At 71.1% G+C, this 15,821-nt stretch carries 10 protein-coding genes; 1 reads left to right on the forward strand and 9 read right to left on the reverse strand.

What is annotated here, in order from left to right:
• Positions 1 to 1,617: 1,617 nt before the first annotated feature.
• Both ABZV94_RS16265 and ABZV94_RS16270 read right to left on the reverse strand, forming a co-directional pair.
• The gene (locus ABZV94_RS16265) at positions 1,618 to 2,859 is read right to left on the reverse strand and encodes a hypothetical protein (protein ID WP_356340927.1); all 1,242 of its coding nucleotides are present in this window, start codon (positions 2,857 to 2,859) and stop codon (positions 1,618 to 1,620) included.
• Positions 2,856 to 7,097, reverse strand: coding sequence for a DEAD/DEAH box helicase (locus ABZV94_RS16270; RefSeq protein ID WP_356340928.1), 4,242 nt, complete (start codon positions 7,095 to 7,097; stop codon positions 2,856 to 2,858). The genes ABZV94_RS16265 and ABZV94_RS16270 overlap by 4 nt, the downstream gene beginning before the upstream one ends.
• 289 nt (positions 7,098 to 7,386) lie before the next feature.
• Between ABZV94_RS16270 and ABZV94_RS16275 the strand changes: the two genes are divergently transcribed.
• The gene (locus ABZV94_RS16275) at positions 7,387 to 8,004 is read left to right on the forward strand and encodes a hypothetical protein (RefSeq protein WP_356340930.1); all 618 of its coding nucleotides are present in this window, start codon (positions 7,387 to 7,389) and stop codon (positions 8,002 to 8,004) included.
• 99 nt (positions 8,005 to 8,103) lie between these two features.
• On the opposite strand, the gene ABZV94_RS16280 is transcribed toward ABZV94_RS16275, so the two are convergent.
• From ABZV94_RS16280 to ABZV94_RS16310, 7 genes are all read right to left on the reverse strand, one after another.
• Entirely contained in the window at positions 8,104 to 8,805 is a 702-nt protein-coding gene (locus ABZV94_RS16280) for a hypothetical protein (RefSeq protein ID WP_024127654.1), read from the reverse strand.
• Positions 8,806 to 8,930: 125 nt separating this feature from the next.
• Positions 8,931 to 11,165: a hypothetical protein gene (locus ABZV94_RS16285; RefSeq protein ID WP_024127653.1), complete on the reverse strand. Its 2,235-nt coding sequence runs from the start codon at positions 11,163 to 11,165 to the stop codon at positions 8,931 to 8,933.
• Complete coding sequence (locus ABZV94_RS16290) at positions 11,165 to 11,716, reverse strand: hypothetical protein (RefSeq protein WP_024127652.1); 552 nt, start codon at positions 11,714 to 11,716, stop codon at positions 11,165 to 11,167. The genes ABZV94_RS16285 and ABZV94_RS16290 overlap by 1 nt, the downstream gene beginning before the upstream one ends.
• A gap of 56 nt (positions 11,717 to 11,772) precedes the next feature.
• Entirely contained in the window at positions 11,773 to 12,174 is a 402-nt protein-coding gene (locus tag ABZV94_RS16295; protein WP_181412043.1) for a WhiB family transcriptional regulator, read from the reverse strand.
• A 247-nt stretch (positions 12,175 to 12,421) separates the two neighbouring features.
• Positions 12,422 to 13,156: a DciA family protein gene (locus ABZV94_RS16300; RefSeq protein WP_024127650.1), complete on the reverse strand. Its 735-nt coding sequence runs from the start codon at positions 13,154 to 13,156 to the stop codon at positions 12,422 to 12,424.
• The gene (locus ABZV94_RS16305) at positions 13,153 to 14,553 is read right to left on the reverse strand and encodes a helix-turn-helix domain-containing protein (protein ID WP_356340931.1); all 1,401 of its coding nucleotides are present in this window, start codon (positions 14,551 to 14,553) and stop codon (positions 13,153 to 13,155) included. The genes ABZV94_RS16300 and ABZV94_RS16305 overlap by 4 nt, the downstream gene beginning before the upstream one ends.
• A gap of 113 nt (positions 14,554 to 14,666) precedes the next feature.
• Positions 14,667 to 15,041 carry a hypothetical protein gene (locus tag ABZV94_RS16310; RefSeq protein ID WP_356340933.1) on the reverse strand — a complete coding sequence of 125 codons (375 nt, stop codon included), beginning with the start codon at positions 15,039 to 15,041 and terminating at the stop codon, positions 14,667 to 14,669.
• Positions 15,042 to 15,821: the final 780 nt, after the last annotated feature.

Below are 15,821 nucleotides of genomic sequence, written 5' to 3' on the forward strand. Positions count from 1 at the left end.
GCAACCACTGACCACCAGAGTGCTTGGACGTGCTCTCGGCTGCATCGCATCGTCCGCCTGCTGCGCGGGGCCTCTCACCGAGGACCTATGGCGCCGGCCGCGCCGAGGGGGACTGGTCGACAGGGGACCGGCGAGGATACGGAAGTCCCGGGTAACCCAACCTTCCCAGCGTGCCACCTGATCGTGGCGGCAGCGCCGGACGCCTGACGACGTCGGCGCGTTTGCGTGGACCGCTCAAGGTCGACCAAGACGAGCTCACCAGTAACGCGGAACTTGCGAACATCACGGCGGCGGTTGGTGCGGACGAGGTCGTCCTCGCCCGGGATACCCACGACGTCGCCACCGCCCGCGGACTGCCGCTCGTCGACCCGGCTCCCACGGGGCCCGGCACCGCAGCCCAGCCGGGCAGGCGAAGGTTTTGTGCCAGGGGCCGGCACCCTCGTGCACACCGGTTGAAGTCGAGGCAGATGAGGCGGGGAAACACTTCCCCACAGGCCCCCTCGCCACGCCGGTGCCTTCAGCGGGGGCGGCAACCGCGTGCTCGTCGCCTTCGAGGCCGGCTCTGCGCAAGGGGCCTGGTCCTGCCCGCAGAAGAACTGGGGGGGCGGGCAGGACCATTCAACCGTCTAACCGGCGCGGCTCCGCTGCGGCCAGGTGTCAGTCGGGGAACTGCAAGAACGCCGGCCGAGCCGTCGCCGCAGCCACCGCGCCGCAGCTGTCCTTGCGGGCATGCCGCCCCGGTGGGCCAGGTTGAGTGACTTCTGCCGTAGTGCGGGCCCGCAGTCAGCTACGGGGCCCGCAACGCGGTCAGTGTCGCGTCTCCCACCACAGGATCAGCAGCGTTACGGCGCCGCTGCCCAGCTTGTAGGCCACGCCCTGAAGGAAGTGGTGCTGAACACTCTGTCCACCACTTCCGGTCCATTTCCGCAGGTGCATGCGGATGGCAGACAGCCATCTGTCCACCGGACGTGGATGCTTGTCTCGTGAATTCACGCTAGGCTCCGTATTGGTGTTAGTTGCGCTTCGTTGCGTTGCGTTTCGTTGCAGCACCACGCAAGGAGCCCTCCCAACTCAGTGGCCTGGAAACCCGTTGGGAAGCAGGGCTCCTTTCGCGTACTGGGAGTCTATCGACGGGCGATCGCGGCGTCGTAACTTGCGGCCGCAGCACATCGCTTGACGGCGTTTCCGATCTACAGACTGGCTACAGTCTGAGTACGTTGTGGGGCGTAAAACAGCAGGTCGGAATCTACACACTGTGATGCGCACCACTCTTTTTGGAAAGCACATCGCTGGGTCCCGGCAGACGAGCTCCTCAGGGCGGGAACACTGTCGCACGCTTGTTCATCGGGCCGTTCCGGTTCCAGCCAGTGTGGTGCAGTGAGGGTCAGTGGGTCTGGCCGAGAGTGAGTGAGTCTGGCCGAGGCGTACCGGGCTTGAAATCGCCTGCGGCTTCACGGCTGTCGCGGATTCCTTCCAACTTCCGCGGGCCGAACCACCCCCAACTGGCATGGCGGGGACCTACCGGCACCGCCGCACGGAAATGGCAGGGCAATGATCCGCCCCAGGTCGCGGATGGATTCATATCAAGCTGGGCGGTGAAGACCATCGGGCGATTTGTCATGAAGTGCGCTGGTTGGAGCGTCGTGCGGCGCGGTAGGCCTCGGCGGGGTCGGGAGAGGGGCCGGGGACGGGTTGCCAGATGCCGTACGGGGCGCGGTAGGGGTACCAGCGTCCGTCGGGCCCGTACCTGAGCTGGATGTTGGCTGCCTCGTCGGTGAGCCGGTTGTCCTCGCACACGATGGTGGCTGTGGGGGCGGGGCGCAGTGGCTGGATGCTGGCCTGGGCGTGGGCGAGGGTGTCGTGGTCGACGGTGAACGCCTCGAGGTAGACGGCGGCGCCGGCTGGCCCGCCGTGGGTGTAGGCGAGTTGCAGGTGCCCCATGCCCACGATGTCCAGGCCGAGGTGGTCCATGGCGGCCTGCCGGAACGCGGCGCCGTGCGGGAGGGACAGGAACCGCGCGATGTCCCCGCCGGGAGTGTGGCCGTCAGGGAGCTGTTGCCCGTCGAGGCAGGTTCCGGCGCGGTGAGCGGCGTCTGCCGCGAGCGCGCGGAGGGCTTGGGTGCCTGGCAGCGGCTCGGGGGGTTCGGGCAGCGGAGCGTGCAGCACTGGGCGCGCCTGGGTGAGGTTCAGGGTCACCGGGTCCGGGATCGGCCGGAGCGCTCTGGTGGTCTGCGCCGGCACCGCAGCGGCGGGCCCGGGGGTGTCGTGGTGGGGAGGGCGGGCGGCGGCCGGCTCGGTGGTGGGTGCTGGGGGGCTGGCGGTCTGAGGTGTCGGGCTGTTCGCGCGCAGCCGCTTCTTCAGGTGCTGGTGGGGGCGGCCGCGCAGGGTGAACAGCGGGGCGGGCGCGGTGCGGACCCGCTCGGTGAGGAGCATGCCGACGGCGACGGAGTGGGGGCACGCGGTGCTGGCGGCGTCGGGGGTGCAGGTGCAGGTGTGGGAGATGTCCTGCGCGGTGGGGACGATCGGGACGCCGGCGGTGAGGGACGGGTCGGTGAGCTGGTCGCTGATGGCGGCGGTGCCTGCGAGGTCTGTGGCGTCGGGGCGGGCGCAGATCGCGGCCTCGATGCGGTCCCATTCGCCGGCAGTGAGTGGGGTGACCAGAAGGCGGGGCCGGGCGACCCGGCCATCGGGCAGTGGGAACTTGCTGGTGGCGAAGCCCTGGTTGACGTTGAGCGGCCCGGCCTGGCCGGCGGCGAGCAGGCGGCGCGCCGCGTCGTGGAGACGGGCGTCGCCGGCGGCCTCGTGGAGGGCGCTGGTGAGGGCGCGGGCCCATCCGGCGGTGGTGTGCTGCACGCTCATCGGCGCTCTCCCAAGGCGACGAGATCGGCCAGTTCCTGGTCGGTGAGCTGGGTCAGTGCCTGGTCCCCACCAGTGAGGACGGCCGAGGCCAGGGCCCGCTTGCGGGTGAGGAGCTCGTCGATGCGGTCCTCGACGGTGTGCTCGGTGATCAGGCGGTGGACGCTGACGGTGCGATGCTGGCCGATGCGGTGGGCGCGGTCGGTGGCCTGGTCCTCGACGGCGGCGTTCCAGCTGCGGTCGAAGTGGATGACATGGGCGGCACGGGTGAGGGTCAGGCCGGTTCCGGCGGCCTTGAGGGACAGGATCATCACCCGGTGGCGTCCGGCCTGGAAGGCGTCGACCATGCGCTGGCGCTCGGCGACAGGGGTGGAGCCGTGCAGGAAGAGCGGGTCATATCCGAGGTGGGTGAGGTGGGCTGTGAGCAGGTGGCCCATCTGCACGTAACCGGTGAAGACGAGCGCGGCCTCGTTCCGGGCCCTGATCGTTTCCAGCAGGTCGGTGAGCGCGGCGGTCTTGGCCGAACGCGCCGCGAACGCGGCGGCCTGGTCGCGGGTGGGTGGCTGTTCTCGCAGGTAGTGGGCGGGGTGGTTGGTGATCTGCTTCAGTGCGGTGAGCAGCTTGAAGACCTGGCCGTTGCGTTCGATGCCGCGGGCGTCCTGGATCTGCTGCAGGGTCTCGCGGACGACCGCCTCGTACAGGGCGGCCTGTTCGGTGGTCAGCTGCACCAGGCGCGGCTGGTCGATCTTCGCGGGCAGTTCGGGCGCGATGCCGGGGTCGCTCTTGCGGCGCCGGAGCACGAACGGGGCGATGACGCGGCCGAGTTCGGCGGCTTCGGCCGAGCCGGGGTCTCGCTCAGCGGTGTTGGCCCAGCGGGAGCGGAAGGTTTTCAGCGGCCCGAACAGGCCCGGGTTGGTCCAGTCGAGCAGCGCCCACAGCTCGGAGAGGTTGTTCTCGACCGGGGTGCCGGTCAAGGCCAGGCGGGTGGCCGCAGGCAGGGAACGCAGCTGGCGGGCCGTGGAGGAGGCGGGATTCTTGGCGTGCTGGGCCTCGTCGGCGATGACCAGGGCCCACTGCTGTTCCGCGAGGCGGGCGGCGTCGCGGCGCAGCAGGCCGTAGGTGGTGACGACCAGGGTCGTGTCGGTGGCCGCCTCGAGGGTGCGGTCGCTGCCGTGGTAGGCGATGACCGGCAGGTGGGGGGCGAAGCGGGCGGCCTCGCGGCACCAGGTGGTCACCAGGGACGCCGGGCACACCACCAGGGCCGGGCCGGGCGTGTGCTGCTGGTGGTGCAAGGTGAAGGCGAGCGCGGTGAGGGTCTTGCCCAGGCCCATGTCGTCGGCGAGGACGGCACCGAAGCCGAGGCGTGTGGTGTGGGCGAGCCAGGTCAGGGCGCGCTGCTGGTAGCCGCGCAAGCTGGCCGTCAGGCCAGCGGGGGCAGGCACCGTCTGCTCGTGGTGTTCGCCGCGCCGCAGGACGTCGATCATGTCGGCGAGCGGTCCGGATGGCCGGCAGACGACCGTGTCGCCGGCGACGGTGACGGTGCCGGTCAGGGCCGCGGTCAGCGCCTGCGTCCCCGGCAACTGCCCCAGGAGCCGGTGCCGGGCGCGCCGGGCGATGACCGGGTCGGCCAGCACCCACTGTCCGCGGATGCGGACCAGCGGCCGGGCGGCTTCGGCCAGGGCGTCCATCTCCTCTTCGGTGAGGTCGGCGCCGTCCAGGGCGAGCTGCCAGCGGAAGTCGAGCAGGGCCGTCACGCTGAACCGCGGCCGCTCTCCTACGGCCGGGCCGCCCGCGTTGGGGCTCGCGCCGGCCGTGCCGACGACCGCGGCCGCCGACAAGGCGGTGCGCAGCCGCTCGGGCCACACCACGCGGACGCCTGCCTCGGCGAGTTCGGCCTCCTGCTCCAGCAGAACGGTGATCGCGCCGGAGTGCAGGGTGCAGCGCTGCGGACTGTCCTCGCCGGCCAGCCCGGCCAGGGCCGGGCACCTGCGCGCGGCCCGGCGCAGGGCCCGCCGCACCCGCGGCCGGATGGCGTCGGCGCTCTCGCCCACAAGGCGCGCGGTACCGGCCCATACTCGGGCAGCGGGAACCTCGCCCGACGCGTCTGGGCTGGATCCGGCGGGGGCAAGGTGCAGGTCGGCAGTGAGCCGGCCGGCGGCGGCCTGCTCGTCGCTGGGCGACTGCACGCGAAGGATCAGCTGCGGGGCCGGGCCACCGTCCGCCTGGTCCTCCACACCATCCAGCCAGTCGCGCACCGTTCGCTCGGTTTCCGCGCTGACCGGGGCAGGCGCGGAGGCGGTCCAGGGGCTGGCGCCGAACAGCGCTGCGGCCGGGGTGCGCACGAGCGTGTCGGCTACCGCGTCGCAGCACGCGGTGAGGGCCTGCCGCGCCGCCATGCCGGAGGGGATCGCGGCCGGTGGTGCGGCCTCGGCGAGGGCGCCGAGCGCTTCCTCGGCGCTGGCCGGGATCGGCCCCGCACGCCATACGGCCCGCTCCCCCTCGTCGAGGGCGGGATAGACGAGCTTGGCCTTAACGAGCTGCAGGGCGATGTGCACCGCCCGCTGCCAGAACACCGCGCTCGGATGCGCACCCGCGCCCAGCTGGTGCACCACGGGCAGACCGAAGCCGAGAGGCAGCCGCCACCCAGCGGCGCCTGCCGCGGTGCGCCCGGCGACAAGCGGAGCGGGCAGATCAGTCATCGGCAGCGCACGCAGGCCGCTGTCGTGCACCCACCACGCCGCCGGGCCAGCACCGTCGGTGATCTCCAGCATGAGGGGGCAACCGGCTGCGAGCGCGTCGCGCATCCAGGCGACCGGATGATGGTCTTGCGGTTGGAGCGGCGGGCGCTCGATACGGTCCGCCGACGCGGAAGCCTCGGCCGGTGCCGGTGCCGGTGCCGGTGCGGGCGTGGTCTCGGGGACTGCGGATGCCGCCTGGCCCGCACGCCGGCTGGAGGCAGAGGAACGCAGAGCGGCGACGTCGACGCTGTGCAACTTGTGTAGCAGCTTCAACGCGGCAGCCCGGCGCGCCGCCTCCTTGTCCGGGCCGGCTGCGGTCGCCTGAACCTGGGTTCCGGAGTCGCGATGCTGGCTGGTGTAAGTGCACTCCACGCGCGAACCCAGGCTGCGCAGCGTCGCCTTGGGCTTGCTGATCAGCTCCCGCTGGTAGTGCTTGTTCAGCGTTTTGACCGGGTCCTGGCCCTTCGCGGGAAGTGAAAGGCGTGCAGGTTCAACCCGTTTGTCCTCAGTCTGCGGCTCGGGCTCGGGCAGGCCCGCCAGTTCGGCAAGCAGCGCGCAGCTGGCGTAATGCCGGGCCGTTTTGCGTGACCAGGCCGAACGTACCGGTCCGGTACGCGTACTCTCCAGCTGCAGGCGGGCCCGCACCCGGTGACGTCCCTCGCGGGCGTCCAACTCCTCCTGGTAGGACAGGCCGTTCGGATCACCGTGCTGTTCGGCGTACCAGTGCAGCAGCTGAGCCGGGGCCGGCGGCATCGCCGCGGCCCGCTCCAGCGCGGCCATCCGCACACGGTTCCAGGTCTCGCCCCGGGCGTCGAGGAGCAGCAGGTACATGTCGCGGTGGCGTAGCCGTCCCGCGCCAGCCCGGTGCAGCGCTTCCGCTTCCAGCTCAGCACCTGGTTCCTGCCCGGCCTTGAGGGCCTTCAGCAGACGCTGCTCGAAGGCCTCTGTCAGCATGCCGGGCAGCACCAGGCGCTCAGCCGTCTGCGCCGGCATCTGGCCGGGTGGAGTGACTCCGGCGAGGCGGGCCAGCAGGGCGAGCGCCGCCCGGTCCTTGGCCTCGCGGCTGGTACGGGCTTGCTGGGCGGGGCCGGTGACCTGTGCGTCCGCAGGCCCGACCCGGGCGGCATAGGCAGCCGAGGCACCGGGCTGCGGCTGCTGAATCTGTTCGTACTGAGGTGGTGGCAGCAGCTCGATCTGGGTGTGGAGGACCAGGACGTGCCGTGCTGTCTCCGGGTCGTCGGCGAGAGCGTCAATCACCGCACGGCGGGCCGACTGCCAGCCGGACAGGTGCCCCGTGGCGAGTAGCACGAGCCGCATGTCCCGCATGGTCAGCAGCCCTGCGTGCAGCCGGCGCACCACCTCGCGGGCTACGGCTGGGTCAGCATCGGCCCGGCTGGCGAGCTGTTTGAGCGTGGCGTGCCACTCGTCGGCGCCCAGCGCCGCCAGCCCAGAATGCTCCCTCGTCTCGATGCGCTGGCCGGCTTCAGCCGTAGAAGAAGGCACTCCCGCTTCCCTTCACCCGATGTCGCAGCGCCAGGCACTCACTGTAGGCAACGTCCTCGCCCGCCACAGTAAGGGAGAGCGCTGACACCGCTGCGGTGCGGCGGTGATATGCGATCTGGTGTCATTTGACCGACTTCTGTTGTGCGTTACCAGGCGATGTACGAAATCGTTGATCATCAGCCCCGGGTCAGCGACATCCGCATGGCGTAGGTACGCCTCGAAGGGCAGTTGCGCCGTGAGCGGTTCTGCTGAGGCCGGTGTCAAGGGTCCGAGGGAGGGAGGCCACCCTATGGGGGCGGTGGTGTTGTGTGCGGTGTTCTGGGCGGGCGCGGCCGCGGCGGTGGTTCGGTGCGTCAATCAGTGGCGCAGGGGTGCCGATCAGGTGTGGTCGTCGAAGTGGAAGGCCCTGGCAGGGGCCTTGATCGTGACGGCATTCCCGGTGATGGCAACGGCCCGGCTGACTTCGCCCGACGCGCAGTTCTTCCTTGAAGATCTCGCCGGGCTATTGGTTGTAGGCTCCGCTGTCTCCGTGGTGGCCGGATGGGTGGCCGCACACCGAAGTGATGCCCAGGCGCGGGCGGTGCGCGACGGGCTTGGACTGCCCGTGGAACGGAGGCTTTGGAGTCCATGGGTGCTGCTGGGCGTGTGGAGCGCCGCCGGGATCCCCATCACTCTCGTGGAACTGGCCGTCACCACCAGGTACATCGAGGCACACTCTGAACCGGCTGCCGACGGCACTTGGGCCGAGGCGGGCATGGTCGCCTGGCTCTCTGTCCTGACCATCGCTGCCTTCGTCGTGGGCGGCGTGCTGCATGGCCTTGTCCAGCACCGGCGCCGCGTCCGGGAACACGAGCGTGTACGTCAGGTCGAGCAGCAGTACCTCGTCCTCAACTCCGGTGACAGGTAGCGTTCGCCGCCCTGCTGGCAACCAGATTCGTCATCCACCCGAGCAGGGGCGCATTCCTGACCTTCCTGCTCGTCGTGTTCGATGTCGCAGTGGATGTCCTCATCCAGTAGGGGGCTTCCATGCGCGCAGTTCGAGGTGGGTGATCTGCGCGTCCTCGGCGAGGCGCCCGGTCTCGACCATCCAGTCGGTGATCGCTGCGGTGACGTCGCCGTTGTGCTCGGTGACTCTCTGATGCCATTCACGGGCGCCGAAGCCGGCCCGGCGTGCGCCGGGCGGGCCGCTGGCGTTGCCGTAGGAGCGCTCCTCGGTGCCGTCGCGGCGCTGGACCACGTGGCGGGCGACGCCGGGGCTGTCGCTCTCGTCGCCGGAGTCGATCAGGAAGCGTCCCTTGGAGGCGCGGACGGTGAAGGCGATGACTCCGTCAGCCTCGGCTGCCTTTTCGATGACCGGAAGGATGCGGGAGGCGCCGGAGGCGAGGTGTTGTCGGCCGGCGCGGGCCAGACCGGAGGTCCACTCCTCGTCGTGCTCGACTTGGACTCTGTCTGGGGTGCGGACGCGGGCGAGCTTGCCGTCCTTGGTGCGGCGGCGCCTGATGTACTGACTGGCGAGTTGTTTGAGGGAGTCGACATCCCGCGGGCCGCCGGCCTGGACTTCTTGGACGACGGCGCGCAGCCCCTCGACGTACGCCTCACCGGATCGGGGGCCTCGGGTGTAGAAGTGGCTGACGATGGCGGAGTTGCGGCTCAGAATCTGGGCGATCTGCCGCTTGGTGAAGCCTTCGGCGATCAGCTGGTCGGTCAACCGAGCTGCCTCGCTGGGCGGTTGAGGCGCTGTGGGTGCGTCGCTTCCTCTGCGTCGCGGAGGCATCCTGCTCCGACTCCTTCACGGTCGTGGCCGCACGCCCCAGCGTGGGACGTGCGGCGTTGCTACTGGGTGGCGTCCTTGTTGAGCCAGGCGCGTCCGTTGGCCTGGAGGCCATAGAACTCCTGCTCGTTGGTCGGCGCGGCGACGGGGTAGGGCAGGTGGCCCTTGAGGAGGTAGTCGCCGGGGTCGCCGTTGTAGGGCCAGTTCGGCAGGTCAGAGGTGTAGATGGCGTCGGTGCGGAAGGCGACGATGCTCCCGGGCGGCAGGTGCAGCGCGCCGATGTGGGTCTTCGTCCCGTCCTGGTTCTTGACGCCGGTGGACAGCAGGGCGGCGCGGGCGGCGGACCACACGCCGGCCGACCACTCGGGGTGGGCCCAGGGGTTGCGGCTCACCGAGGTGCGCTCCCACACGATGGTGTCGCCCTCCATGCTGACGACGTGCGCGCCCTTGGGGATCTCCCGCTCGTGTCCGCGCTGGACGGTTCCGGTGGTGACGCGGGGGCGCTGGGCGAACGAGCCGATGCCGTAGAGCAGGATGCTGCGAACAGCGCGGGACGCGAGCTTGTAGGCCTGGCGCAGCTCGTCGGTGCCGGCCGCTCGGGCCCAACTGGCCAGCTCGGCCCAGGCGTCCTTGAGCTTGTCGGACCACTCGCGAAGGGGTGCGCCCGCTTCCCACAGCAGTCCGTCAAGGATCTCGATCTTCCACGGCTGGATCGGGTTGCGCAGCGCGGCGTTGATCTCGGCGCCGCCGGCCCAGGTGACGAACGTACGGCCGCCCTCGTGCGGGTAGATCCAGGAGCGGTCGCCTTCGACGGCGGCGGGCAGCAGGCCAACGTGGTCCCAGTCGTCGGGGATGGTCACCCTGACCTGCCAGTGGCTCGGCGCGAACAAGGCGTTCGTCTTGTCCTTCTCGCTCATGGAGTCGAAAGCGTGGGCGGTGATACGGCGCGGAGCGCCGACGCCGCTGGTCCAGGTGTGCTTGCCGTAGGCGAGGGTGCGGTCGAGCTCGGTCCACTGCGGCAGCTCTTCGGAGATGCGGGGCGGCGTGATCAGCTCGGTGCGGCCCTGGCCGGAGGTGGCGTGCAGCAGCTGGCGGATCTCGGCGGACATGACGGGGTAGCCGTCGGCCCAGCGGGACCCCTTCTTGGTCGAGATGGTCCGCGACCACAGGTCGCGGCCGGTCTGGCTGGGCGAACCCATGAGGACGGCGTCGGGGAACCGCTTGGTCGGCTTCTCCTTCTGCAGGGCCTGCAGGGTGAGGACGAAGGCCTGCCGGATGACGGTGACGTCGGCGCCCTCAGGGTCGAACCATTCGGTCACGGAGCGGATCTCCGTGTGGAGATTGCCGCGCTGCCAGCGGCCGACCGGTTTGCGCTCGTGGACGTAGTGGCCTGCCAGGTCGTCCTTGCCGCGGCCAGTGTCGACCTTCCAGCCCTCGGGCAGGGGGGCGTCGAGCCAGGCGGCGACCGCATCCTTGAGGTAGCGGTGACGGTCGGCGTCGCGGTGCCAGGGGTCGCCGGCGGTGATGTAGATGCGCTCCACGCTCTCGGGCACGGTGGCGTAGACCGCGGTGAGGATCTCGGCGGCCGATCGCGAGCCGAGGTCGAGCTGGATGCGCCTGTCCCGGAAGGCCAGCGCGCCCGTGGTGGCGTCGAGGAAGACAGCGGGGCGGACCTTCTGGGTGAAGTTCGGGTGCTCCGAGACGAGGTTGGGAGCGACCGCGAACCAGCGGTCGCCCTCGGGGCCTTCGGGGACGGAGGGCAGGGTCCGCATCACGGGTTCTGAGGCCGGCGCCTCATCGCGCGGCTCGCCCGCGGGCGCAGGCGTCTCCGTCTCGCTGGAGTCGCCGCTGGCCGGCTGCTCGGCGGCGGGCTCGTCCGGAGCGGTCCTGGTCGTGCCGTCCTCGTCGGTGGTCTCCCGGCTCGGCTGGTGGGCTTGGACCTGCTGCAGCGAAGGAGGCGTTGCCCCGGTGCGCTCGGGCACGGCCGGGGACTCCTGGGGAGGGGTCTTCTCGGCGGCCGGGGCACTGTCCGGCGTGGCCGGCGCAGCGGCTGCCGGCTGCGGGCCAAGCGCGGGTACCAGGTCGACGACGTCCTTGACGGACAGACCGGCCGCCGGCGCGATCCGCTCCGCCTTGGCCTGCTCATACGCGCCGAGCTGCTTGACCTTCTTGTCTCGCGCGGTGATCGCCTTGTCGAGGGCCCTTTGCGCGCGATCACGGGCCTTGACCGCCTCTGTGACCTCGTCGCGGAGGCTGCGGAGTTCCTTGAGGCCGTCGCTGTAGGGCTGGGCTGCCATCAGTTGCTCCTGTCCGCGGGGTCCGTGCGGGTGTGGACGGTGACGCTGTAGCCGGGTGGGACGGAGACGGTGAGTCGCCGGTCCCCGTCGCTGCGTACGACGGCCTCGCCGAGGACGACGTGGCGTGCGGAGTTGTCGGGCTGCGCGGTGCCTTCGAGCAGGACGTCCAGGTCGAGGAGTTTCACCGGAGTGCCCTCGCCCCGCCTCCAGGTGGGTGCCGGCGCGGAGCGGGTCGCGTCGTAGCGGCGGGAGGGTTGCCCGTGGAAGACGATGCGGCGGCGGGGTCCGTTGCCGACCCAGTCCCAGCGGCGGCCTTGCTCGTTGGGTACGACGTCATAGACGGCCATGGCCTGGCCGCGGCGGCAGGCGACCACGACGGCGATCTCGTCTGGATCGAAGAGCATCTTCGAGGTCGAGCCGCCACTCCATGGTGACCAGTCGCCGAGGACGACGTCCGCCTCGGAGCTGGTGCCCTTCTCGACTTCGCTCCACCGTTGGGAGACGTTGACAGCGAGCACTCTGGACGCCGTGGCGTCGTTCTCGGCCGGCACGGTCGCCTCCTGATGCTCGAGGATGGACGCCCCCACCCTAGAGTGCTTGCGAGTGCTTATGCAATAAGCACTCGCAAGCACATCGGGACGTGGGACGGCTGCCGCGCAGCGGAGGGCGGTGGGCGGAACTCTAGGGTGGCCTGTGACAACGAGCGGCAGTACGGGGCGGCAACGGTGCGGTCAGCTGGTCGGCGGCACCGACCGGCGCTTCCAGTAGTCCTTCGTCGAACCGCGCGGCAGATAACCGGCGCCGGCCCGCTCTTCGTTCGTCTCGCCGCCCCACGTGCCCCCTCGCGGTGAGTGCGGGCGTACCGGCGGCAGGCACGCTTGAGGTCGCAGCCTGCGCACAAGGACTTCGCCAGCTGCTGATGCTCCCGATCTTGGAAGATCTCCGGGTCCGTGGTCTGGCACGGCATCACGCTGACGTCCCGGGCACCGGCCGTACAGAGCAGTTGCATCAGATTCGCTCCTCCCCCGCCGCCCGGCGCCCGACTGCGTGGTGCCCGCGCCGTGACCGGGCGAGTGCTTCATAGAGGCGATCGACGGCGTCGTCGGTGATCGTCGAGGCTGTGTGGCGCAGCGCCCGGCAGGCTCCGTCGGCAGGCAGGGTGCCGGCAGCGGGCGGCCGACTCGCGGCATCGACGCCGTCGGAGGCGGGCCGTTGGGCGGGGTTTCCGGTGTGGGGGCTGATCACGGTGAACTCCGTTAGCGGTCGTGCTGCTTGTGCTTGTCGGCGGCGGCCTTGCGCTTGGCGCGCTGTCGGCGGGCGTAGGCCAGCGCCCGGGCGTGGCTGCGGTCCTTGCGGCGCCGCTCGGCGGTCTCGGGATCCATTTCCTCTGGGGCGTCTGGAAGGAGCCAGCTGGGCGGCTGGCCAGGGGCGGCCGCGGGGGCCGGGTCGACCGTGTTGGGCGGCTGGGCCTGCTGGTCCCGGACGGCCGGTGGGATCACTGCCCGGCGGGCGCCCGCGGGAGTGGTGGGCTCCGTGCGCCTGGGCTGACCTGCGTCGGCGCCGGGCGGGAGGTCGCGGATGCGGCGTACGGCGTCGGTGCCGAGGAGGTCGCCGATGCGGTCCAGCAGCCGGGGGGCGAGCAGGCGGATCTGTGTGCGGTAGGCCGGGGAGTCGGGTCGAAGGTCCAAAGTCCGGGTGTCGGGGTCGAAGTGGATGGCTCTGACGTGTGCGGCGAGGTCGTCGCCTGCGATGGACGGCCACTGCTCGAGGACGGAGCCGCCCTGGACAGGGACGTCCCAGGCCCGGTCCTCGATCAGGCGGGCCAGGGCGGCGCCGAGGCCGACCGGGTCGCGGCCGTCGGCGCGGTCGCGGCGGCCGTGGCGCAGTGCGGGCGCTTTTTGGGCCGACGGGCTGCTGCGGCGGGCGTTCTGGCGAGCAGCTCGAAGTACGACTCGGGCCAGGTCGATGCCTGTTGGCTCGGGGTCGGTCATCCCAGGGTCCTCACCTTCAGGTGGCTGCTGGCACGGGTCAGGCGCAGGGCCCGGGCGACCAGGTCGGCGCCGTAGAGGCCTTCGGCGGCCTCTCGGCCGAGGAAGTCGACGGCGGAGGTGACCAGGGCGGTGTCTCCGGCGAGGAACGCCTGGTGAGCGGCTTGCCGCTGGGCGAGCAGCTCCTCGCGGGTCAGCTCGGAGGAGCCGGCCTGCACCTGGTCCCGGTCCTGGCCCGGGGGCTCGTGGAGCTGGCCCTGGCGCACGGCGTCGATCGCGCGGCGGACCAGGTGGGTGACCGCGCGGCTGCGCGGAGCCTGCCAGGTGCCCTGCCACTCGGTGTGCCGGTCTGCTTCGGCCTCGCGCGAGTCACGCCACCAGTTCACGAGCTCCTCGCGCCGGGCGGGGGTGTCGAACCGCTGGTGGGCGTTGTGCAGCCGCTGGGCGAGGAATCCGGAGGGACGGCGGACGATGCGGGACGGCGACTGGAGCGCTAGGAGCGCGATGACTTCGGTCGCGCTCCAGCCCGCGTCCGACACGTGGCGCACGACCCACGCGATGCGGGGCACGGCGGCCCGGTGGAGCCAGGGAACCTGCCGGACTAGTTCGGCGGCGAGGCGGTAGCGGCGGCCAACGGCGTTGAGGCGTCGTGGCGTTCGGGGCTTCTTGGAGGGGGTGGTGGAGCTGTTTCCCGAACCGAGCTTGCTCTCAGAGGGAGAGGTAGATGTACCCGCAGAGGAAAGACCAGAGGAACTACCCCCCATTGGGGTGCAACGCTGCTGCGAGGAGGAACGGCGCGGGGCCGGTTTCGCAGGGCGGGTACGGCGGGGTTTGGTCATCAGGCGCTGGGCCATCTTGGCGAGTCGCTTCATGAGCTTGCGGCCGGCGTCCTCGATGCCGCGCACGATGCGCAGGTACTGTTCGGAGGCGGCCGTGCGCAGGTGCAAGGCGGTGTCGAAGGCGGGCGGGATGGTCCAGACGTACTCGCTGGCCATGCCCCCCTGTCCGGACACACGGGTGCCCTTGGAGCGGTAGGTGAGCAGGCCGGCCTCGCGCAGGATCGCCAGGTGGTACTGGACGGTCCGCTTCGAGAGCTTCAGAAGGCGCATCAGGTAGGCGACGCCGGGACGGCACGGGTTGAGGCGGGCCAGGGCCACCGCCACGCGCAGGGTGGTGTCGCCCAGGCGCTTGGGGCCGTGATCGCGGTCGACGGTGAAGGTGTCATCGATGCGGAACCAGCAGACGGCCTGCATCCAGCTGAAGCCGTCGGTGGCGATGCGGCCCTCGGTGCCGGACAGCCACTGCCGGGTGTGCGCCGGGTCGAAGGAGGCGTCGACGTCGGTCGTGGATGTGTCGTTCGAGCCGGATGCATCGAGGAGGGAGAGTTGGTCGCGGGGCACGAAGGTCCGTTTCCGGGTAGCACGAAGTAGACCCGCGGCGTGGCGCTCACAGCGGGCCGAAGGGACAAGAAGCGGGCATGGCCATCCGCGCCGGGCTCAGCGCGGTGGCGGGGTCACAGGAGCGTGAGCTGTTCCGGATCGTCGGTCGGCTCGGGCTTGGGAGCTGCTCCGCGCAGCATGGTCCGGCCCGGGGTGCGGGGCCGGGGCTCCTTCAGGACGTTGCGGGGGCGTGGCGGGTTCTTGGCTTCCTCGGCGAGGAGGACTGCCAGGCGACGCACGCGGTACATGGACAGGCCGGTGCGCCGGTGGACCCGGACGGGCGGGATTCCGCGGTGGAGAAGCTCCATGGCTGCGATCTCGCGGCGAGCGATGTCGTCGTCGAACTGCGGCCAGGGCGCGGCCGGTTGGACGGTGACCTTCTCCGGGGTGTCCTCGGTCTCCGCGTCGCTGTCCGGAAGCTCAGGGCTGATCAGGTCGTCGGTGCTCACCGGGCACCGCCTGCCATCGTGGTCAGGGCAGGGGCGACGACCGCTACCTCAACGGACGAGGAGGCGGACCGGGCGGACCTCATCGTGCCCGCTGCAGCGAGCGTCTCGGGCGCGGTGGCCTGCGGGTACATCCCGGTGCGACAGGTCACAAGGACGGCGGAGGTGCTCGCGGTGAGCGCTTTGGGTGCGGAGGCGGTCTGTGCGGTGGTGGCCGGCCACGCAGCGGCGATCAGGCCGAGGCCGACCGCGGCCGCCAGAGGCAGGCCGACTCGAGAACAGTGCCGCTGTGGTCGAGGGGCACGTGGTGCGGCGCTCCGGACACCGGTGCACGGCAAGGCAGGGGGAAACGAGATGGGGGGCATGGTGCATCCATCCAGCGGGTGCGGTCGGCTGGGTGCGTCGGCGAACCAGACGACCGACCGCGCGGTCCAGGAAGTTGGTGGGCCTGTGCCGGTGCGGGGTCGTCTTGGGCGACGAGGACGGCAGGCCGTGTTCAGGCGACGAGCCGGGGCGGCTCGGAGTACGGGTGCCGAAGGGCGCTACGCGGCAAGGACGTTGCGTCGGCGCGCCGAGCGGCAGGGTTGGGAGCGGAGCGTCCGGTGACGAAGCAGGGTCCGTTGAGGGGCCGCTCACTGCGCGAGGTGTGCCGTACGCCCTGCATGCCCGCGGAAGGGCCGTCCTCCGTCTCGGATGCGAGGCCCGTGGCGGGGTGGGCGATCACTGCGTTCCAACGCTGCAGCGGGTTCCTACCCTGCGGACTCGGCCGAGCAACGGTCGCCG

Origin of the sequence: Streptomyces sp. NPDC004658 (assembly GCF_040609555.1) — a bacterium.
Classification (GTDB): Bacteria; Actinomycetota; Actinomycetes; order Streptomycetales; family Streptomycetaceae; genus Streptomyces.